Raw genomic sequence first — 16020 nt, forward strand, 5'->3', positions numbered from 1 at the left:
TCCTACTAAATTGGTTAAATTCAGCTATGCCGGGTATGTAATTACTAAGTAAGAAGTCTAACGCCAAGGAGGAAATTCATCATGTTAGATCAACGTTTGCTAAATAAAGTTGCAGTAGTCACAGGCGCAGGGTCCGGTATTGGAAAAGCTACAGCCATAAGGTTTGCTCAGCACGGAGCTAAGGTATATATGCTTGATCGCACCCCTGAGGAATCCTATGAAACTAAACGTGAAATTGAATCCATTGGAGGAACAGCTACAGTTATCGAATGCGATGTTTCCAATCCAGGTCTTGTCGAAGAAAGTATTCGTAAGGTTGCGGATGAGGCTCGGAAGATTGATATTATTTTTGCGAATGCTGGCATTAATGGTACATGGGCTCCAATAGAAACACTAGAAATCGAAGATTGGGACCAGACGCTAGATACCAACCTACGCAGTACCTTTGCCACAGTAAAATATGCTATCCCCCATATGAAAGAAAATGGCGGAAGCATCATTATCACTAGCTCTATTAACGGAAATCGAGTGTTCTCGAACATCGGCGCAGCTGCGTACTCCTCTTCCAAGGCTGGACAAGTCGCTTTTATGAAAATGGCTGCGCTAGAGCTGGCGCAATACGGTATCCGCGTAAATGCGGTCTGTCCTGGATCGATCGACACTCAAATTGGAGATAATACAGATAAGAGCGATGATCTTCAAGAAGTGAAGATTCCTGTAGAATTTCCGAAAGGCAATCATCCTCTGGAAGATGCGCCCGGTAAACCTGAACAAGTAGCCAATCTAGTATTATTTCTCGCCTCGGATGAGTCTTTCCATGTCACAGGAACTGAGATCTATGTAGATGGTGCTGAGTCACTCCTTCGCGGATAACGTTTTACTTGAATCTTTATAATATTTTAAATTGCCTGCAACATTTTGGTCTAATCTACCATCTAAGAGTATGGAGGTGACGCATAATGAAGAAATCATTATTCATAAGTAATGTCAAAACAATGACGATAGCCTGCGGTATTCTAACAGCAAGCCTGTCATTTGGAGCATCCGCTTTTGCTTTTTCGGATTTGAAAGGTGATCCTGCGGAAGCAAAAATTAACTCCCTGCATAAAGAGGGGATTATAAATGGAGTAGACAAAGATAAGTTCGCGCCTAAATCTAAAGTAAGCTTTGCCCAAGGGATTCAGTTCATCGTTGGTGGTCTGAATCTGTCTCCGAAGCCAGAGGCGGGTAACAGCTCATCCAAAGCTAGTGATTATTTTGATAAGGTGAACGACAAATCCTGGTATGCTTCAGCCTTCCTGACTGCCAAGCAAAATGGTCTTTCACTTGATCGAACAGTAGATCCTAACGGAACCATCACCCGTGCTCAGTTCGCTCACTTATTGACGCAAGCACTGCAAAGTAAAGGTAACTTCCCGGTTACACTGATGTATGTAGACATTAAGGATGGCGATAAACTTTCTACAGAGGTTATAAATAGTCTCCAGATCCTGCTGAATACACATATCGCCACACTCGATAAGAACGGTAATTTCCGGCCAAATGATGCCATTACCCGTTCGGAAGCAGCCGCGATGACCTACGATGCAGCTGCTTTTGCCAAACGCGTAATTGTGTCTAATGGCAGCCCTACTACTCCAACCTATGAGACTGAGGTTACACTAACCAAAGCGGGTGAAGGAGTAAACAAGGCTACATTGACCGTTAACAACTTACCGCATTCTGGATATGGACTAGTGATTGAGCGAATCGAATTTGGCAAAGACAAGACCGCTGTGATTTATTTTAATGTGACTGCTCCTGATCCAGGAAAAATGTACGCACAGGTGATCTCAAAAGCATCTGTTGTCACTTATCTGCCAGAGGGATATAAAGCGATCGCTAAATCGGTATCCGGATCTACATCTTATTCTTCTAGCGCTACGCAATAAAAGCTCCGGACTCGATTCTTATGGACCGAATCAAACGAAGGTGCCCCAAAAGCCGTGAAATGGCTAATGAGGCACCTTCGTTTTTTGAGGTCTTTCCTATGTTCTAAACTACACTAGGACTAATAAGAATTCCCTGCTTCTCAGGGCGTCCATTGATCATGAATAATGCCCACTAGTGCATGATCCTCTCCAATCTTCTCGAAAACTAGACGCAGGCTGCGCCAGTCCATCCCTTCGACAGAAGGATCGATGCCAGCAATATGATATTCAACGAAATCATATTGCTCCTTGGGATACACTTCGTTTAAGTTATTGATCGTTGTACCTTGCCCAAGCCCCTTGTTCACAGCAATTTCAGCCGTCTGAATGAAGTCTGCATCGTAGACAAACCGCTTGTAGTAATCTGCGAATGTCAGCTCAATTAAATCACCCGATCCAGCAAATGTTCGCCAGACTCTTTTGGTAGAGTCATTCATTAATCCTTCCACTTCATCCTTGCTAAATACAAGATCATTCTTCGTATCCACGTATGCGTATGGAGAAAAACGCAACCCTTTTTCTGAATGTACCCATGCGGCCAATTGCTTCATATCCTTATTCCTGAGAGATTTCATTACCGTAGTGGCTGCTTCCTCAACTAATGGCGGCAAGCCCTCTAGATTCTGTGGCTGCTCCGTGCTTGATGGCTCTGTCTCCTGTGGTGGTTCCGTCGTAGCGACTGGCTGTGCCGTTTGTGACTGCTCTGGCGTCTGGGTCTGTTGCGGCTCCATTCCCGCTTCTGGCGTTCCTCTGCATGCTGTAAGCCATAATAACATAGCTGCTATCAGCGCCAAGCCACCGATATTTCTTGCGAAGTACATAAAATCCCTCCTCGTCTTTGATCCCTCGCTCTTTAGACTGATTTGAACAAATGAAGGTTGCAAGCTTATACTAAAACTATCAATCATACAACTCTTATGAGAGGGAGGGGTTACTATTCATTTAACAGCAAAACTTAAAAGCCTTCCCCTGACTCCCGGCGTGTATCTCATGAAGGATGGCCTCGGCCATATTATATATGTGGGAAAGGCGAAACAGCTGAAACGGAGAGTAAAATCGTATTTTCAAAACTCGAAGTCTCATTCCCCAAAGGTAAAACAGCTCGTTCGCCATATTAAAGATTTGGATATTATCCTTACAGATACCGAATTCGAAGCTTTTATGCTGGAGTGCAAATTAATTAAAGAAATAAAGCCCATGTACAATAGAAAAATGAAAAATCCACAGGCTTATACGTATATCGTAATAGGAACGGATGATAAAATGCATTCGTTAGAGATTACCTATGATCCTGCTGATCAAAAAGGTAACCATATTTGGGGCCCCTACACGAGCAGAAGTACCGTGGAAAGAGCCGTGCAAGGCATCAAGGAAAGCTCAAAAATCCTTTGCAGCAATCCAAGCTTCAAAAATTCTTTATGCCTAAACCATTCGCTTGGCTTATGCATAGGGATGTGTGCTGGCGGCGATGCTGCTGTTCAATATAATACGATCATTGATAAAGTCATAGCCCTACTAAACGGAACGGATTCCAGCCTCCTTGTGGAGATGGAGCAACAGATGACTAAAGCTGCAGAGCAATTTGACTTCGAAACCGCCGCCAAATACAGGGATTATATCGGAGCCATCAGCTTCCTGAATCACAAAGAGAAGGTTATCGAATTCGCTGCAGAGAATCAGAATATCGCGATCCTTGAAGCCATGGATGAACAGACGCTTAAACTCATATTGCTCAAAGGAAATCGCATCCTGGCGCATACTAAGCTCGAATACGCTCAACCCGATATTACCTACCTGCAAGCCGTTATAACATCAGCGATTATGGACACTTTCTGCGGTGAACTTAACCAGGCCCCGGCAGCAATTACTCGCCATGAAATTGACGAAGCACAAATTATATACAGCTATTTAAAAAGCAGCTCCTGCAGCTACATCATCGTGCAAGAGGATTGGCTTGCAGCTAACAATCATTCCCGTCTAGACACTGCGGTGGACGAGCTGTTGCGTATCTTTTTAAATGCTGCTCCAGCCCATTCGTATAATTAATCTACCTTGTAACAGCGGTGAATGTTTGGACTTCCGCCCGCTCTTGTCTTCAGATTTCTTGATTTCAAACCACTATTCGTGGTAGAAATCTGAAGACAAATACGGACACTAACGCTCCTCCAGTTCCTAAACCCTCCTCCGTCACCTTCACCTTTTATCAGCTTTTCCATACCGTTTGCTTCGCCTGCTCCAACGTGACCTGAATATTTCCCTAGTAATAGCCATTATTTCAACTGTTACTCTAAACTTACCCAAAAAGAGCAGGTTCTTCACTCCTTAAACGACAAAACAGGTTTCTCCCCCCATGTACTGAGCCGAAGAAACCTGTTTTGAAGCTTGCCTATCTCTCAACTATATTTACACAATCCTTCATCCAGAAGATTAACAGCAAAAGTTAATTGCTCTTCAGATACAATAAGCGGAGGATGCCAGGTGATGCAGTTCCCTCCTGCCAATTTAAAAGAAAGACCCTTCTCCAAGCAATAATACAGTACTCGCTCAGCTAATTCCTCATTCTTCTCTCTAGTCTCTCTGGACTTCACAAGTTCAATAGAAATCAGTAGTCCAGTAATACGGACATCTCCTATGCAAAGATGTTTAGCCGACAGAGTCTCAAGCTTCCCTCTTAAAAATTCAGACCTGCTGATACATTGTTCCTGCAGATTTAAGTCATCGATATAATCGATGGTGGCACAGATCGCTGCACTTCCTAACGCCGGTTTCTCATGGGTATAGTGCCCCAAAGAAATATCCCCCGCACAATCATATTGCGTTCTGGTAAGCACTGCTGCTTGCGGGATCACCCCTCCACCTAACCCTTTTCCGAGCACGAGGATATCCGGTTCGATATCGAAATTCTGATGGACGTAGAACTTTCCGCTTCGCATCAGTGCTGTTGGAATCTCATCAAAAATCAGCAGAATCCCATATTCATCACATATTTTTCTTAATCTTGTGAAATAAGAGATAGGCGGGATATGCGTATCCGTCGCCCGAATAGGCTCAAGTAAGATCGCCCCGATCTCTCCCTCATGTTGAATCATATATTCCAGATAGTCGAGGCAGAAGGTAGCCACTGCTTCATGGGAATGACTTCCCAGCAGGTTACGGTATGCGTTAAAAGGAATGGCTTTCAGCATTCCTGGCATTTGCGGGCCCATGTCCTTTTTAAACACGTATTCTCCTCCGACAGCGATTGTGTCCAGCCCCGCGCCATGGAAGGACTCCCACATGGAGATGACCTTATGCTTCCCCGTCCATTTGCGAGCAATCTTAAGGGCCAGACCTACAGCTGCACTTCCGGAAGGCGTAAATAATACTTTATAGTCCTTTGAGGTCGTTTTGTTGATTAAAGCTTCTGCAGCTTTCACCGCAATATCTGCCGTAAATCTTCTTGGAATGAACGGTAGCTCGTCGAGCTGTTTTTTCACAGCTTCAGTTACGTAAGGATTCTTATAGCCAATCTGATGAATGCTATTTCCATGAAAATCAAGATATTTGCGTCCATTCACATCTGTGATATAACATCCCTCAGCATCTACGATACTGTTCAAGCACGGCGTTGACATGGATTGTCGCATATATGCACGCTCGTCCGCTTCGATCCTATCTATACTCACAGCGCTTAACTGGGTCATCCACTCTGTCCGCAAGGGGCTAAAGTTGATGTCACCTTCTCTTTTCAGCTCATGATTATCTCGCATAAGGTCTGATTCCTTGAGAAATCAGTACATTGACTCGCCCAATCAGCTGAGGCAGCTCACTCATCGATTGAATCGTAAAGTCTGCCCCGTTTTGAATAAAAGAGGTCTGTGTCGCTGAGATCACCGTTTCCTTCTCCACGTCTGAAAGTGCATTAAATTCCTCCTGGCTTAAGCCCATTTCAGAGCTTCCAATGATTACACCTACGGACCAGACGCCTGCATTAACACCTTCTTGAATGTCTGAAATCGTATCGCCTACCTTAACAACCTTCCATGCTGCCGATAGCTTTAAAGCTTCCATATTATGATAAATCATATACGGGTAAGGTCTTCCCATAGAATGCGTTCCATCTGGCGTGATTACATAATCCGGTTGATAGCCCTTCCCAGCGGCATTCGGAATTACAACATCCATCATGGACTCTGTATATCCAGTGGTTGAACCAATCTTTAGTCCTTGGCTTCTGAGCACTTGGACGGTCTCAATAACCTGCGGAATCGGATCAGTATATTCGGATAAGGATGCCATCAGGGCCGGTTCGAATTCAGCATACAGGTTCTCTACATCCTGTTCAGTAAAAGCTCTGCCAACCTTTTCTTCCCACAAGGCACCTACTCTTGGCATGGATAACATCGCGCGGATATGATCTATTTTCAGCATCCCCATAGGGGCTCTAGCTTCCTGCATCGTAACTTCAATCCCAGCCTCCCGAAAAATATCAAGGAAAACATTCACCGGTGCAAAGCAGCCAAAATCTACCGCTGTTCCTGCCCAGTCCAGAATTACGCCTTCGACTTGATTCATTGTGTCATTCCTCCCATGTATGCTTCGATAATATTACATAAGTTCTGAATATCTTCTTCGTAAATCTCACCAATATTCCCAATCCGGAAGGTGTCGTGCTCCGTTAATTTGCCTGGGTAGAGGACGTAGCCTTTTTCTTTCACATATTCATAGAAATCTTCAAAGCTGAATGTCTCGTTCGGAAAAAGAAAGGTGGTTATAATAGGAGACTGCTTATCGTCTGTGATATACGCCTCTATTCCTATTCTCGCAAGTCTTTCTCTCAGTACGCGGTTATTATTCTGGTATCTTGCTGCCCTTGCAGGAATGCCGCCTTCTTCGATCAGTTCTTCAATCGCTTTCGAAAATGCAGCGACTACATGGGTCGGAGACGTATAGCGCCATTTCCCATCCGCGTCCATCGCCATCCATTGATCGTATAGATCAAGTGATAGACTACGTGCATTCCCTTTACATGTGAGCAGCTTATCCAGCTTTGCAATGACAAACCCAAATCCCGGAACACCCTGAATACATTTATTTGCGCTGCTGATTAAATAGTCAATTTCAAGCCCAGGTACATCAATCTCTATTCCACCGAAGCTGCTCATCGCGTCGATAATTAATGTTTTATCGTAGGCTTTTGCCAGTTGTGAGATCATCTCAAGCGGGTTAAGAATCCCTGTCGTCGTCTCGCAATGCACCATCGCAATGTGCGTAATGGCTGGATCCTCTTTAAGAATCCCTCTAAGCTCTGCCTCTTGGGGGAATTCATTATATAGGGCACTATACACACGATAATGGAGTCCGATATATTGCGCCATTTGCACAATACGTTCTCCGTAGGCACCGTTTGTAATAATCAAAAGCTTATCATCCGCTGAAATCGCCGTAGTCAGCACAGATTCCACTGCAAACGTACCACTACCCTGCATGAGAACTGCCGTATATTCATCGTTCGTTGCTCTTGCCAAATCCAGAAGTCTGGATCTGATTTGTTGTGTAATGTTCTTATAGTCCTGGTCCCAAGTACAACGGTCAAAGAGCATTTGCTCTTTGACCGTGTTAGTAGTTGTCAATGGACCGGGTGTCAGCAATTTATAGTTGTTCATGGCCCTACACTCCTTGTTCTAATCTTATTTATTTTCTTTAAAGAATTGTTGATGTTGCTCCAGCAGTTCCACAGTCAACGGCTTAACAAATTTCATAGTGTGTGCAGGCTTATGGATATCACTAACCGTTTCATCTTTATATAGAGCCACTGGGTAATTTGTAATTAAGTCTTTTCTAGCATCTTTAATAATCGTTTCTGCCATTTTCATAGCCAGCTCTGTTGTTGCATCGTCTTTTTTCACCACGGCTACGGATTCTGTAAGCGAGAAGTTACCTTCCGTTGGATCTACATAGTCAATCGGTGCGCCTTCTTCTTTAGCTAATACTGCCTGATGACGAAGTCCAAAGCCTGCAGCCACTTCTCCTGCTTTTACCTTTTTAATCGGACCGGAACCGGAGCTTTCCAGATGTGGGCCTACATTAGCAACTAAATCATGCAGAACCGTTTTACCTTCTTCTTCCCCGTATTGCGAAATAATCGCCTGAACCAACAACCAGCCTGTCGAAGAGTCCATAATGTTCGGAACAGATACCAAGCCTTTAAATTCTGGTTTTGTTAAATCCTTAATGGCCGTTGGCATCGCCAAGCCCTTATCTTTAAGCACCGTTGTGTTTACAAAAATAGCACCGGTATTCGCCAAAATCGGCGTATAGTACGCTGGATAGGAATCTAGCGCGTTAGTCGTAAACGATAGATCTTTAAACATGCCATGTTTCTCTTGCGCACTTTCTACAAAATAAGAGCTCATCGTGATCAGGTTAGCCTCAATTTTGTCTCCCTCTGCCATCAGCTTTCCACCCAGCTCAGAAGTGCCCAAGGATTGAAAGAGATATTGCCCTTCGTACCCCGCACCTTTTAGCGCAGTCTCCATAGAGGCTACAGCTTCTTCATCCGCATTGGTCAAAATCACTACTTTACTCGCATCACCCGCTGCTTTATTTCCACAACCTGCTAATGTGAACACCAAACTCAAAGCCACGATAGACAACATAATTCCTTTGAATCCCTTAATTCTCTTAGACATAATTTCTCCCTCACTTTAACTGGTTTTTTTATATTTAAAATCGTTAACTAACGAGAGTTTGATTGCCGTTTCTGGAGATAGTCACCTAGGAGCTTAATGATAAGGTTGGTGCAAAAGATCAGGATGGATAGGACAAACACCTCATTAAATTTGGCGAAATGCTGCAGCTCTTTTATTTTGCTGGCAACTACCGAGGTTTGGGCAGTCACTAGAAAGATAATTCCGCTAATGGTCACCATCGCATTGATAAAATAATAGCTGACCATCTCGATCACCGTGGATGCAGAGTTTGGTAGAATGACCCGGCGGATCGTCTGCAGCCAATTATCACCTAATAACTCAGCAGTGGTTTCCCACGATGGATTCATTTTCGCCAGAGAGTTCTTTGCCATCAAATAAGGAGTCGTAAAGTAATGAACAAGGGTGCAGAGCACAAGAATCGTAAAGGTTCCTTTGAGACTGCTGTTATTGAACAGAAGTAGATACGACAGACCAAGGACCATACCCGGTACCGTGTTCGTCACCATCGATAGGATGTCAAAAGTCGCTTTCCCTTTTATAGGCGTTCGCACATTGATGATAGCCGCAGCATAAGCCACGATCGTACCTACGATTGCCGTCAGTCCTGCTACGAGCAAGGAATTTTTATATACATTGATTAAATCGCTTGATTGAAAAATATCCACAAAATGCTTGAATGTAAACGTAAGATCATAAGGATAGCCATTCATCAGTGGTGCAACGAACATGACTGCAAATACAGCCAGTAGCCCGATTAGAATCACGGATGAGATTAGTCCAAGAACCGAATCTCTGCCTTTATTCGGGATCATCTCGATTTCAGTCACCTTGTCATAATGGAAGTTGAATTTTTCAAGATACGTTAACAGCACAACCCCGAACGCCGCCGGTATTAACATCAGTACAGCAATAACTGCCCCATTGTTGAAATCCGGTATAGCCCCAAGCATGACCTGATACAGCTGAGTAGCAACCACGTTATACGTCCCCCCCACCGATGCAGGGATCCCAAAATCCGTGAAGCTTAGGATAAAAGAAAGAACAAACGCCCCTCCCAAAGTGCCCCACAATGGCCGAACGATCGTGTTCATGAAGCTTCGCAGCGTCCCATCCCCCATAAGCTTGGATACGACGATGAACTTTTTATCAATGTACTTGAACGAATTATGAATCAGCAGGAAAGCAGAAGGTAAGGTATAAATTACGTAGCCTATCAACAGCCCATTAAATCCATAAATCTCGAATAAATTCCGTCCGAAGATTTTAGTAATCAGTCCCTGGTTGCCAAAAGAGTACATTATCGCAAACCCGTAAGTAATCGTAGGCAGCAGCATAGGAATCAGAATTCCAGTTCTAATGATGCTTTTTAACGGGCGATAGATTCTTGTACAGTGGATAGAATAGGCTAGGATAAAAGCTAGAACCGTCGTGATGAGTGCCGTAACACCGGAGACCTTCATACTATTTCCGATGGACTCTCGAATCTCTTGATCTGCCAGAATGGTGAGATAATTGGATACCGAATAACCTTGGCCTGTTTCAAACGAGCGGATAAATAAAACTGCCAGTGGCAAGATCAGGAAAACGATAAATAACAATACGATTGGGATAAAAATGATCCGCATTTCCGGTTTAGCTTTAGGCATAATGTTCACCGAACAGGTTATAGATATTTTCCCGTTTCACTTGCAGTTGCCCCAGAATAAATTCTTTTACAAAATCATTGTTAGGTTGTTGAATGATCTCTTGAGGCGTTCCGAATTGGGCAATATGACCTTGATTAATGATGAGAATTTTATCCGACAGGGTTAACGCCTCTTCAGGGTCATGGGTGACGATAATCGTCGTAAGCTTATATTCTCTGGCGATGGATTTAATCCGAGCTTTAATAGATTCCTTGATGATTCCATCCAGTGCGCTTAGAGGTTCATCGAGCAGTAATAATTTGGGCTTCATTACGAGCGTTCTTGCCAAAGCCACCCTTTGCTTCTGCCCACCCGATAGAGCGCCAATCTTCTTCGTTAAATGCGGCTTTAATTCCAGAAACTCGATATACTCCTGAACCTCATGATCCGACGTTAATCCCTTTTTATTTTTCAGACCATAAACGATATTTTCGTAAGCATTAAGGTTGGGGAAGAGCGCATAATCCTGGAACACTATATTAAATCCGCGTTTCTTCATGGGTACATTGCTTAAATCTTGATCATTAAAAATGATTTGCCCCTGCTCCATCTTAGCCAATCCCAAGATGATGTTTAGCAAGGTGGTTTTGCCACTCCCGCTGGGGCCGAGTAAGGAGACAATTTCCCCTGCTTGGATGTCTAGACTAATATCCTCTAGAACAACCTTGTTATCGTAATGCTTGCTTATGTTTTGTAATTTAAGCAAAGCTTCCACCTCCTCAAGTACAACCTCAGTATAAAAAGGTTTTGTTTTTGAGGATAAACAGTTACGTAAAATGTATGTAAATTATAAATAAGTTGTGAGTATATTATAAGTATATCATGACTAACTTAGAAAGGAGTAGTTGCTACCCTATATTAATCCCTTTATACTTCAACTATCGAAAGCGATATAAACTTTGAATGGGTGATTACATGTTTCCACTGGAAAGACAAAAGAAAATCATAGAAATCTTAATGTTCAAAAAAGTTCAGAAGCTGCCGGAGCTAGCAGAAGAGCTTAATATTTCTATCGATACCCTTCGCAGAGATATCAACCTGCTGGACAAGCAAGGGAAGATCAAGAAGATTTATGGTGGAATTAAACTGGTGGAATCGGAGTTTGCCGAATCTCCAATGGATGCGCGGATGGTCGGTCACTTAGAGGAAAAGAAAATGATTGCCCAAAAGTGCAGCGAATATATCAACGATGGGGATTGCATCTATCTGGACAGCGGCTCTACCACCTATCAGATCGCCAAATATATCAAGAATAAAAAGAATCTCACGGTCATTACGAACTCCATTCCTGTGGTAAACGAGCTAATGAACAGTGCGGTTGAGCTTATTATCATTGGCGGAAAGGTCAGACTAAATGAGCAGTCTGTCATTGCATATGATTATCTATTTAATTTCAGTGAATTAAATATCCTTAAGGCTTTTATTTGCGCAAGCGGCATTACCCTTGAAAAAGGCATCTCCGACTATAACCTGGAGGAAGCCCAAACGCGCAAAAAAATTATCGATCTCTCCAAAGAAGTTTATGTTGCCGCTGACCATACTAAATTCGGGAAAGATGTGACCATCGGCATCGCCTCACTCGATAAAATTGGATACATTATTACCGACCGTAATATAGATCGAAGCTTCCAGCAGAAATTTAAAACCAAACGCACGAGCTTGATTATTGCGGAATAATATTACAAAAGAAACCTCTCTCGGATCTGAATGGTTGTGTGGAACTTCCATTTTACCTAAGGGAGGTTTTTTTCGTGTTTTTTTAAGGATCGCAGACACTTACCTTAACATCATAGACATCATTTCGTGAATCTCTTAAACTTAAAAATCAGAAGTACTATTACATTATGGAGTGTGAATATGCCCTTGAATCAGATGTCCGAATTACACCAGAGAAACAAATTAATTATTTACTTGTTTTGGGGCTGTTTGTTGTTCGGTTCAATTTCGCTTTACAGATTTCCACAAACAATCATGGCGATTATATCAGCAGCGGTCCCTCTTGGATTATTGTGTACGGTACTAATTTGGAAACGTGTGGCTACACCCTATATTATGTACATAACAGCTATTGGCTTTAATATCATTACATACTTCTACATCGATGCAGGGGCAAACATCATTAGTACGTTAATTCTATACTGGGGTCTAGGCATCGTATCCCTCTATCACAACTATCGCCCATTGTTCCTTAATGGTGTGATAGCTTGCATCTTACTCAACTATTTTCTAATGACCAAACCCGCTTTCGAATCCGTTGATGCCTTAAGTGTTAACGTTTTTCTCATCATGATGATACTGGTTCTGATCTATCAGAGTCAGATTGGTGCGAAAATGTTCAAAAATATGTCTAAGAGCAGCAACGAAGCTGAACGTGCCAGAGAGGAAATGGAGAGCATCCTTACAGGTGTTACTGAATCCGTAGGAGTTCTGAGTCAATCTAGTAATCTAATGCATAACAACGTACTGACAACAGATCGAATTTCAAAAGAAGTCGTAACCGCCTTCCAAGAGATAGCTAGTGGAGTAGAATCACAAGCACAGAGTGTTAGTGATATCTCAAATGCTATGCAGCAGTTAAACGAATCAGCTATGCACGCAAATGCTGCCTCCGTCTCCATGAGCAATAGAAGCCGTGAAACGGATCAAATTACGCAAGAGGGGCAAGATGAAATCATTCGCTTAACTGGAACTATGTCTGAAGTTACGGATATCGTAACGAGTACTGCTGGCTTGATGACACAAATGAATGAAGAAAATCAGAAGATTGAATCGATTGTTTCCAGCATCGTAGGAATTGCTGAGCAGACGAATCTTTTGTCGCTAAATGCTTCCATTGAAGCCGCTCATGCGGGGGAACACGGCAAAGGTTTCGCAGTCGTATCCAATGAAATCCGAAAATTGGCACAGAGCTCCCACAATGCATCCGCGGATATTGCCCGGATTCTCAGAAGCATTCAAAATAACATTGCCCAGGTTGGCGATATGGTTTCTAACGGGTTGCTAGTTGTAGAATCAGGAAAAAACTCCACTGATGATATCGCTCGATTATTCGAGGGCATTCGAAATAATACACACCAGGTGCTTGAACAAGCAGAAGACCTGAAGGATAGGAGCGATCATATCCGGCATGCATCCACCCTTGTACTGGGCGAAGTTAATTCAGTGGCTGCAATTACCGAAGAGAATACCGCAGCTATTGAACAAGTCCTCGCTGGCGCTGAGGTCCAGCAACAACATGTTTCTGAAACGGTGATTAGCATCAGCAATCTAAATGAGTTAGCTATTAAGTTAGACAGTTTAACGAGATCTTCATAGATACATCTGTTTGTTTCAATACCATTCAGTCAAAAGAAAAAGCCATCTACTCCTCACGAAGTAGATGGCTTTATTTGTTCATTTAGTTCACCTTAGCTAAGACTTCCTGCCTCAACACGCGGCGGACGCATGGTCAGGCTGACCCGGCCCTTCTTCAGGTCAACACCCATCACCCAGACGGTGACATTGTCTCCTACGGAGACAACGTCCATCGGGTGCTTCACAAAGCTGCCGCTGAGCTGGGATATATGCACCAGCCCATCGTTCTTGATCCCGATATCGACGAATGCGCCGAAATCGATCACGTTGCGGACGGTTCCCTGCATTTCCATGCCGGGAACCAGATCCTCGATCTTCAGCACGTCGGTGCGGAAGATCGGCAACGGCAGCTCCTCGCGCGGATCGCGGCCCGGACGCTGCAAGCTCTCCAGGATGTCGCGAAGCGTAGGCACGCCGACATCCAGCTTCACAGCCAGCTCCTCGGCATTTTGTGCCTCCAGCTGCGAAGCCACTTCTTTGCTGCCAAGCTTATTTACATCGAGGCTTAGCTCGCGGAACAAGCGATCCACCACCGGATATGACTCGGGGTGAATGGGTGTGCGATCCAAGGTGTTGTCTCCACCTGGAATCCGCAGGAAGCCGATACATTGCTCATAGGACTTCGCACCCAGACGAGGGACCTTTTGCAGCTGCTTCCGAGTCGTGAACTTACCGTTCTCTTCACGATATTTAACGATATTTTTAGCAATCGTACCGTTAACGCCAGCCACATAAGAGAGCAAGGCAGGAGATGCCGTATTTACATCCACGCCCACATGGTTAACCGCCGATTCTACGACAGCCTTAAGACTCTCTTCCAGATGCTTCTGGGAGACGTCATGCTGATACTGACCCACACCGATAGCTTTCGGATCGATCTTCACCAGCTCCGCCAGCGGGTCCTGCACACGGCGGGCGATAGAAGCTGCACTACGCTCTGCTACATCCAGATCCGGGAACTCCTCCTGCGCCAGCTTGGAAGCAGAATAGACACTTGCACCAGCCTCATTAACGATCAGGTAAGCCAGCTCTGGATCGCCAATTTCGGCGATCACTTCTGCCGTAAATTGCTCGGTCTCACGAGAGCCTGTCCCATTTCCGATCACGATGAGCTGAATGCCATATTTAGCGATTAGTTCTTTAAACTTAGCAGCAGCTTCAATTTTCTTGTTGTTCGGCGGCGTAGGATAGGTCACGGCTACTTCAAGCAGCTTACCAGTATCGTCTACGACGGCCAGCTTACAGCCGGTACGGTAGGCAGGGTCAACACCCAGCACACAGCGTCCCTTAACGGGCGGCTGCAGCAGCAAGCTGCGTAGATTACCAGAGAAGATTGAGATCGCTTGATTCTCGCCCCGCTCGGTCATCTCCCCACGAACCTCACGCTCCACAGAAGGAGCAATCAGACGCTTGTAGGCATCCTCAGTCACTGCCTCCAGCAGTTCCTTCACTGGGGATAGGCCTTTAATGATTTTCCGCGCAATGTAAGCATGAATTTTGTCAGTGACAACCTCAATGCCTACCTTCAGTATATTCTCCCGCTCACCGCGATTAATGGCGAGAATTCGGTGAGGTGGCATTTTGTGTACAGGTTCACGGTAGCTATAGTAGTTCTCGTATACGGATTCCTGCTCTGCATCCTTAGCTTCAGACACAAGGATGCCCTGACTTGCCGTATATTGCCGAACCCAAGAGCGGATCGCAGGATCATCTGCAATGTTCTCGGCGATGATATCCAGTGCACCTTGAAGCGCTTGATCTGCGGTCTCCACTCCTTTTTCAGCATCTATATATTTCGTTGCCTCAGTTTGTGGGTCACCTTGTCTTTGCTGCTCCATCATCCAGTTTGCAAGCGGCTCTAAGCCTTTTTCCTTCGCAACACTAGCACGAGTCTTACGCTTCTGACGGAAAGGACGATACAAGTCCTCCACTTCCTGCAGCTTGACCGCATTGGTGATTTGTTCATGAAGTTCCTTGGTCAGCTTGCCCTGCTCTTCAATATTGCGGATAACGTCTTTCTTACGTTCGCCCAAATTGCGAAGATAAGCCAGGCGCTCTTCAATATCACGCAGCGCATTCTCGTCCAGCTCACCCGTCATTTCTTTCCGGTATCTGGCGATGAACGGAATCGTATTCCCCTCATCCAGCAGTCCAACCGTTGTACGCACCTGCTTCAGGCTAATGTTCAATTCCTTGGCAATCGCTACAGTAATCAATTCCTGCTCCCGCTGTGCGGCCGCCTCTTCCGTAATGACTCCCGTATTGCTGTTATCTACCGTCATTAGTATCCCTCTTCCCGTACACAATCTGCTTATACAA

Annotated in this window: 14 protein-coding genes and 1 pseudogene; 6 read left to right on the top strand and 9 right to left on the bottom strand. The window is 44.4% G+C overall.

Translation table 11 applies throughout. The annotated features are described in order from the left end of the window. Positions 1-81: 81 nt before the first annotated feature. Both PAENI_RS10725 and PAENI_RS10730 read left to right on the top strand, forming a co-directional pair. A complete protein-coding gene (locus tag PAENI_RS10725) occupies positions 82-873 on the top strand; it encodes an SDR family oxidoreductase (protein WP_149645218.1) in 792 nt (263 codons plus the stop codon). A gap of 86 nt (positions 874-959) precedes the next feature. Continuing rightward, complete coding sequence (locus tag PAENI_RS10730; protein WP_149645219.1) at positions 960-1931, top strand: S-layer homology domain-containing protein; 972 nt, start codon at positions 960-962, stop codon at positions 1929-1931. A gap of 140 nt (positions 1932-2071) precedes the next feature. Here PAENI_RS10730 and PAENI_RS10735 read toward each other — a convergent pair whose 3' ends face one another. Further along, positions 2072-2791 carry a hypothetical protein gene (locus PAENI_RS10735; protein ID WP_149645220.1) on the bottom strand — a complete coding sequence of 240 codons (720 nt, stop codon included), beginning with the start codon at positions 2789-2791 and terminating at the stop codon, positions 2072-2074. Between the two features lie 169 nt (positions 2792-2960). On the opposite strand from PAENI_RS10735, the pseudogene PAENI_RS32585 reads away from it, so the two are divergent. After that, positions 2961-3164: pseudogene (locus PAENI_RS32585) on the top strand (GIY-YIG nuclease family protein); the annotation flags it as partial. 18 nt (positions 3165-3182) lie between these two features. Beyond that, entirely contained in the window at positions 3183-4016 is an 834-nt protein-coding gene (locus PAENI_RS10740) for a UvrB/UvrC motif-containing protein (protein WP_262495574.1), read from the top strand. Here the strand turns inward: PAENI_RS10740 and PAENI_RS32210 are convergent. From PAENI_RS32210 to PAENI_RS10770, 7 genes are all read right to left on the bottom strand, one after another. Then, positions 4013-4186, bottom strand: coding sequence for a hypothetical protein (locus tag PAENI_RS32210; protein WP_223178932.1), 174 nt, complete (start codon positions 4184-4186; stop codon positions 4013-4015). The two genes, PAENI_RS10740 and PAENI_RS32210, sit on opposite strands and share 4 nt — an antisense overlap. 177 nt (positions 4187-4363) lie before the next feature. Continuing rightward, a complete protein-coding gene (gene pbfA, locus PAENI_RS10745) occupies positions 4364-5719 on the bottom strand; it encodes a (R)-1-hydroxy-2-aminoethylphosphonate ammonia-lyase (RefSeq protein WP_149645222.1) in 1356 nt (451 codons plus the stop codon). After that, positions 5709-6524, bottom strand: a complete 816-nt coding sequence (gene phnX / locus PAENI_RS10750) for a phosphonoacetaldehyde hydrolase (protein WP_149645223.1) — start codon at positions 6522-6524, stop codon at positions 5709-5711. The genes pbfA and phnX overlap by 11 nt, the downstream gene beginning before the upstream one ends. Further along, positions 6521-7615: a 2-aminoethylphosphonate--pyruvate transaminase gene (gene phnW / locus PAENI_RS10755; protein ID WP_149645224.1), complete on the bottom strand. Its 1095-nt coding sequence runs from the start codon at positions 7613-7615 to the stop codon at positions 6521-6523. The genes phnX and phnW overlap by 4 nt, the downstream gene beginning before the upstream one ends. Before the next feature lie 24 nt (positions 7616-7639). Beyond that, positions 7640-8641 carry an extracellular solute-binding protein gene (locus tag PAENI_RS10760; protein WP_188114524.1) on the bottom strand — a complete coding sequence of 334 codons (1002 nt, stop codon included), beginning with the start codon at positions 8639-8641 and terminating at the stop codon, positions 7640-7642. Between the two features lie 47 nt (positions 8642-8688). Next, positions 8689-10308 carry an ABC transporter permease subunit gene (locus tag PAENI_RS10765; RefSeq protein WP_149645225.1) on the bottom strand — a complete coding sequence of 540 codons (1620 nt, stop codon included), beginning with the start codon at positions 10306-10308 and terminating at the stop codon, positions 8689-8691. Continuing rightward, a complete protein-coding gene (locus PAENI_RS10770; RefSeq protein ID WP_149645226.1) occupies positions 10301-11053 on the bottom strand; it encodes an ABC transporter ATP-binding protein in 753 nt (250 codons plus the stop codon). The genes PAENI_RS10765 and PAENI_RS10770 overlap by 8 nt, the downstream gene beginning before the upstream one ends. Before the next feature lie 209 nt (positions 11054-11262). On the opposite strand from PAENI_RS10770, the gene PAENI_RS10775 reads away from it, so the two are divergent. Continuing rightward, positions 11263-12024, top strand: coding sequence for a DeoR/GlpR family DNA-binding transcription regulator (locus PAENI_RS10775; protein ID WP_149645227.1), 762 nt, complete (start codon positions 11263-11265; stop codon positions 12022-12024). 294 nt (positions 12025-12318) lie between these two features. Then, positions 12319-13662: a methyl-accepting chemotaxis protein gene (locus PAENI_RS10780; protein WP_223178933.1), complete on the top strand. Its 1344-nt coding sequence runs from the start codon at positions 12319-12321 to the stop codon at positions 13660-13662. A gap of 92 nt (positions 13663-13754) precedes the next feature. Here PAENI_RS10780 and PAENI_RS10785 read toward each other — a convergent pair whose 3' ends face one another. Further along, the gene (locus PAENI_RS10785) at positions 13755-15983 is read right to left on the bottom strand and encodes a Tex family protein (RefSeq protein ID WP_149645229.1); all 2229 of its coding nucleotides are present in this window, start codon (positions 15981-15983) and stop codon (positions 13755-13757) included. Between the last annotated feature and the right edge of the window lie 37 nt (positions 15984-16020).

Source organism: Paenibacillus sp. B2(2019) (assembly GCF_008370385.1).
Lineage (GTDB): Bacteria > Bacillota > Bacilli > Paenibacillales > Paenibacillaceae > Paenibacillus_AQ.

What these genes read in the sequence shown, in the direction of transcription:
- PAENI_RS10725 (WP_149645218.1), top strand. Translation starts at nt 82, where the DNA reads ATGTTAGATCAACGTTTGCTAAATAAAGTTGCAGTAGTCACAGGCGCA.
- PAENI_RS10740 (WP_262495574.1), top strand. Translation starts at nt 3,183, where the DNA reads ATGAAAAATCCACAGGCTTATACGTATATCGTAATAGGAACGGATGAT.
- PAENI_RS10735 (WP_149645220.1), bottom strand. Translation starts at nt 2,791, where the DNA reads ATGTACTTCGCAAGAAATATCGGTGGCTTGGCGCTGATAGCAGCTATG.
- PAENI_RS10765 (WP_149645225.1), bottom strand. Translation starts at nt 10,308, where the DNA reads ATGCCTAAAGCTAAACCGGAAATGCGGATCATTTTTATCCCAATCGTA.
- PAENI_RS10785 (WP_149645229.1), bottom strand. Translation starts at nt 15,983, where the DNA reads ATGACGGTAGATAACAGCAATACGGGAGTCATTACGGAAGAGGCGGCC.
- PAENI_RS10780 (WP_223178933.1), top strand. Translation starts at nt 12,319, where the DNA reads ATGGCGATTATATCAGCAGCGGTCCCTCTTGGATTATTGTGTACGGTA.
- PAENI_RS10775 (WP_149645227.1), top strand. Translation starts at nt 11,263, where the DNA reads ATGTTTCCACTGGAAAGACAAAAGAAAATCATAGAAATCTTAATGTTC.
- phnW (WP_149645224.1), bottom strand. Translation starts at nt 7,615, where the DNA reads ATGAACAACTATAAATTGCTGACACCCGGTCCATTGACAACTACTAAC.
- pbfA (WP_149645222.1), bottom strand. Translation starts at nt 5,719, where the DNA reads ATGCGAGATAATCATGAGCTGAAAAGAGAAGGTGACATCAACTTTAGC.
- phnX (WP_149645223.1), bottom strand. Translation starts at nt 6,524, where the DNA reads ATGAATCAAGTCGAAGGCGTAATTCTGGACTGGGCAGGAACAGCGGTA.
- PAENI_RS10730 (WP_149645219.1), top strand. Translation starts at nt 960, where the DNA reads ATGAAGAAATCATTATTCATAAGTAATGTCAAAACAATGACGATAGCC.
- PAENI_RS32210 (WP_223178932.1), bottom strand. Translation starts at nt 4,186, where the DNA reads ATGGAAAAGCTGATAAAAGGTGAAGGTGACGGAGGAGGGTTTAGGAAC.
- PAENI_RS10760 (WP_188114524.1), bottom strand. Translation starts at nt 8,641, where the DNA reads ATGTCTAAGAGAATTAAGGGATTCAAAGGAATTATGTTGTCTATCGTG.